Annotated in this window: 4 protein-coding genes; 2 read left to right on the plus strand and 2 right to left on the minus strand. The window is 64.7% G+C overall.

The annotated features are described in order from the left end of the window. On the minus strand, positions 1–1,461 hold a 1,461-nt coding region (locus AC1DT2_RS17950), incomplete at its 3' end, for an ATP-dependent nuclease (RefSeq protein ID WP_477297830.1). A gap of 88 nt (positions 1,462–1,549) precedes the next feature. Continuing rightward, positions 1,550–2,644, minus strand: coding sequence for a DNA-binding protein (locus AC1DT2_RS17955; RefSeq protein ID WP_477297831.1), 1,095 nt, complete (start codon positions 2,642–2,644; stop codon positions 1,550–1,552). 176 nt (positions 2,645–2,820) lie between these two features. Here AC1DT2_RS17955 and AC1DT2_RS17960 point away from each other — a divergent pair, with 176 nt between their 5' ends. Both AC1DT2_RS17960 and AC1DT2_RS17965 read left to right on the plus strand, forming a co-directional pair. Then, entirely contained in the window at positions 2,821–3,366 is a 546-nt protein-coding gene (locus AC1DT2_RS17960) for a hypothetical protein (RefSeq protein WP_477297833.1), read from the plus strand. Positions 3,367–3,414: 48 nt separating this feature from the next. Then, the coding region (locus tag AC1DT2_RS17965) for a hypothetical protein (protein ID WP_477297835.1) at positions 3,415–3,656 on the plus strand (242 nt) is incomplete at its 3' end.

Here is a 3,656-nt window from a genome sequence, read left to right on the forward strand (position 1 = left end):
AGGTTGCCCTGCCGCCGTGTCGTCGGTCTTGCAAATCATCATGGGTAGTAGCAAGCGCTCGGCGGTTCCTTCGATTAGGACGGCCTTGTCGGCGAAGAACAGATCGCATCGGGTCAGGGTGAGATACTGATGTAGGAACTCGCGATCGGGAGCGGGGGTGTCGCTCATGCCATCCCGGAGGTCCTTCACCTCGGACTGGCGCAATCCAGCATCATCAGTGGTCGCCAGGAAGTAGCGCATGGTTTCGAATCGCGCCTCGTTCGCCATATGCGAGGAGTGCGTGCTGACGACGAACTGCACGGGCCACGGCTTACCATCATTCAGTTCGGCGACGAAGACCTTCGCGATCTCATCGAGCTGCCGTATGAAAACCTCTTGCATCTGTGGGTGCAGATGCGCCTCCGGCTCTTCGATGAAGATCAGATGCACCCCGGCGGCGGCTGGACTGCTCTGGAACTCGCGAAAGAATCGCAGCAGCTGAAGCAACATGTAGACGAGATTGCGTGCGCCCAGGCCGTTATAACTTTCCGGCAGGGTCAGGCCATTGACGCCGGCATAGCGGACTTTGGTGTGGTCCTTCAGTAGCCTGTCGACATCGAAGTTGGTCTCGGTGATCAAGCCAGGGTCGGCAAGCCCGGGGTAGCCAAATAGATCGAACGTGGGCAATAGCGAGGTGACCTTTGCGTTGAAGTCGGCGTGCAATCGGTCCTGAATCGTCTCGACCGCGGCTTTCAGCTGCTCGGCCGTGGTTCGCCTTTCCGCGTCTACCGGGTCGGTGAGCGCCGACTGGAAGAGTACCTCGATGACCTTGCCGAGCACGTCGCGCTCGCGGTGGGTGTCATCGTCCAGGCCGCGTTGGGCATTAATGAATCCCCCACGGACTAGTGCGGACAGCGTCTTGAGATCCAAGACTTTGCGGTTGGTGTTGTCGTTGGGATCCACCGCTTCCAGCGTCGCGGTGTAAGCATCCGTCACTCGGGCTGGCAGTGCCCGAAACAGGGCGCTGCGATTGGCGAGCAGGTCGTCGACCCAGGTGATGTCCGCGAACAGCGCTACCGGCGCCGTCGGCTCGGGGCCGTAAGTAAGGACCAGCCGTGCGGTGTGGCAGTCCGGATTCAAATCGATAATGCAGTCACTCAGCGGCCCCAGGTCCGGTGCGTCGACGTCATAGACGATGTCTAGAGTGACCCGGATCGACGGTAGCGCAGCAACTACATCGGTGACGGCGTTCCCCGCCCTGAAGTGGCCATAGGCGTGCCAGAACTGCTCATGACAGCCCAGCGAAAAGTCCTCCATCCGGAACGACAAGGTCTTCTCGCTGAGCAGGCGTCGAAACAGCTCGGCGACGGAGGTCTTTCCCGAATTATTTCGACCCACGATCAACGTGGTCCGTTCTTCCAGACCGACGACAGCTTTGCGCAACAACCGGAAATTCTCGACGGCAAAGCCTTTTAGACGCATGTCCATCCCCATGGGCATTATTGGTCCGGCAACTACTCAAGTGTGCGCCCACGGTGGACCTTGCGTCTGTAGGGATGCGCCTACACGGTCAACCTGTGGGAGGCAGTGGCGCTGGTTGGGCGAGCATCACCATGCTCGCATGCAGGCGATCTCGTTCCGCGGTCACCGCGTCCAAGGTCGCTAGCAATGCGGTGCGGTCGTCCGTCGCGCTCGCTTGCCTGGTCACCGCCTCGGTCAGCGCGGCGCGTTCGCGTGCGAGTTCGGTTTCCAGACGGTCGCGCAAGGCGGCCTCGGCGTCGGCTTTGGCCTGGCCGAGCTGAAAGGCGTGCTCGAGCTGACCAACGCGCGCGGTCAGGGTGGCGACCGTGCTCTGCGCCGAGTCGCGGTCGCGGCCCTGGGCTGCGGCCGTTTCCTGAGCGTCAGCCAGTGCGGCGGCAGACTCGGCGGCTTCTGCCTGCAGCGCGAGGATCCGTGCCTCACTCGCAAGCGAAGCCACGCGTGCGGCCTCCAGCTCGGCCTGCTGAGCGGCGCAGCGATCGTCGGTCATGGCCAACAGGCGGCTGAGGCGAGTGTGCTCGGCCGCGGCCGTGGCCCCCTCACGCTTCAACCGCTCCACTTCGCGATCTCGCTGCCCGATCATCTCGGCTGCGTCGCGGGCTTGATCACTGAGCCGGGCAAGCTCGACCTGCAACGTCTGGTTACGCGCCTGCAGGCTTTGGAACTCCTCGCGTAGGGCGGTGACGACCCGCTCGGTGGTCGCGCGCTCGCCGGCGAGGGCCGCTTGATCCACGGCTAACTGCGCCTGAGCCGCGGTCAGCGCGGTTCGGTCGTCCGCGATCACGGCGCGCGTCGGGGCGAGCGCGTCCTGGGCGACCCGGGTGGCATCGGCCTGCAGGCGTTCCCACACGGTGAGCAATTCGGCAGGGACGGCGGCGGCCGGTGCCGGCTCGCGGCCCTGGCGAAACCACGCATCGAGCTTGGGGTGGATCGTGTTGGGCGAGCCGCCGCCGGCGATGCGGCGGATGAATTCCACCGTCGGCTTGACCCCTTCCAGGGCGAACGCGGCTTCGGCGATGGCGTCGACGTCGGCCTGTTCTAGCGGGCCGCGACGAACACCGCAGCGGGCTTCCCACGCGGCGCGCACCTGCTGTTCGAGCGCATCTAGGGGATTCGCATCATTCATGGCGGACGCTCGACGGAGGGCACATCGAGGCTACGCGCGTAAGGTCTGCGGCGCAACAAAATATGCCATACATAGGGCATATTTCCCATAAATAACTACCTCTGACAATGCCACTTGTCAGAGGTCGTTAGGCAGCTTACGCTCGCTGCATCCTCTCTCCTGCACGGATGCCGCTGTTGCGAAACCACTCCGTCGCCCTCCCCGCTTATCTCGTCTGCGCACTGTCGGGCGCCCTTGTCCTGGTCACCGCCGCCGCCGCCCAGTCGTCAGCGCGGCCTGCCGTTCCCGCGCTGCGCGTAATGCAACATCAGCAACTGACTTGCGGAACGCAGATGGTGTACGACGCCGACATCAACCTAGCCGATCCCACCGCGGTCCAGGTCCGCCTGGTCTGGCAGCTGGGTGAGCTCGGGGCCTACGCTGATCTCGCCCTGGTGGGCCATATCAACAGCCAGCACCAGGAGCGTCTGGCCGATCCGCCGTACCGCACGATCACGGTCAGCTCGGTGGTCAAGGCGCTGCGCGCCGATGGCCGCGCCGCCGTCGCGGTGGTGTACACGCTGCAAAAGGACAATGTCTCGCCATCCGCCTGCGGTTTCGTCGACGCCGTCATCGACGTGGGTCGTCCTGCGCATCTGACCGGCTCGGACGGGCTGCCCGTCGCCCTCACCGTCCTGCTCCCCACGCCACCCTCCTCCGGACCGTCCGATGACCATGGCTAAGTACGTGCGCCGCCGCCGAACACCTGCTCGCTTCCGTCGGAGCGCGTGATGGCCCAGCGCAAGGATGTCGTCGCCCTTCCCTTCCAGGCCACGCGGGACCGCCTGGCTGCGCAACTGCGTGCGGCACGTCACCCTGACGCGCGCACGGACCTCGGTGTGGGACTCGCGCCCTTGGTCGATGCCGCCGGTGACGGCCTCGCACCGGTCGCCTCGGCAATCGCCGGTCCGTTGGGTGTACCGTTTCGTTTCGCGCTGTCGGCCGAGCAATTGACGTGCGCCCAGGACTACGT

The organism is Luteibacter sp. P4_E6 (assembly GCF_056401535.1).

What these genes read in the sequence shown, in the direction of transcription:
- AC1DT2_RS17955 (WP_477297831.1), bottom strand. Translation starts at nt 2,644, where the DNA reads ATGAATGATGCGAATCCCCTAGATGCGCTCGAACAGCAGGTGCGCGCC.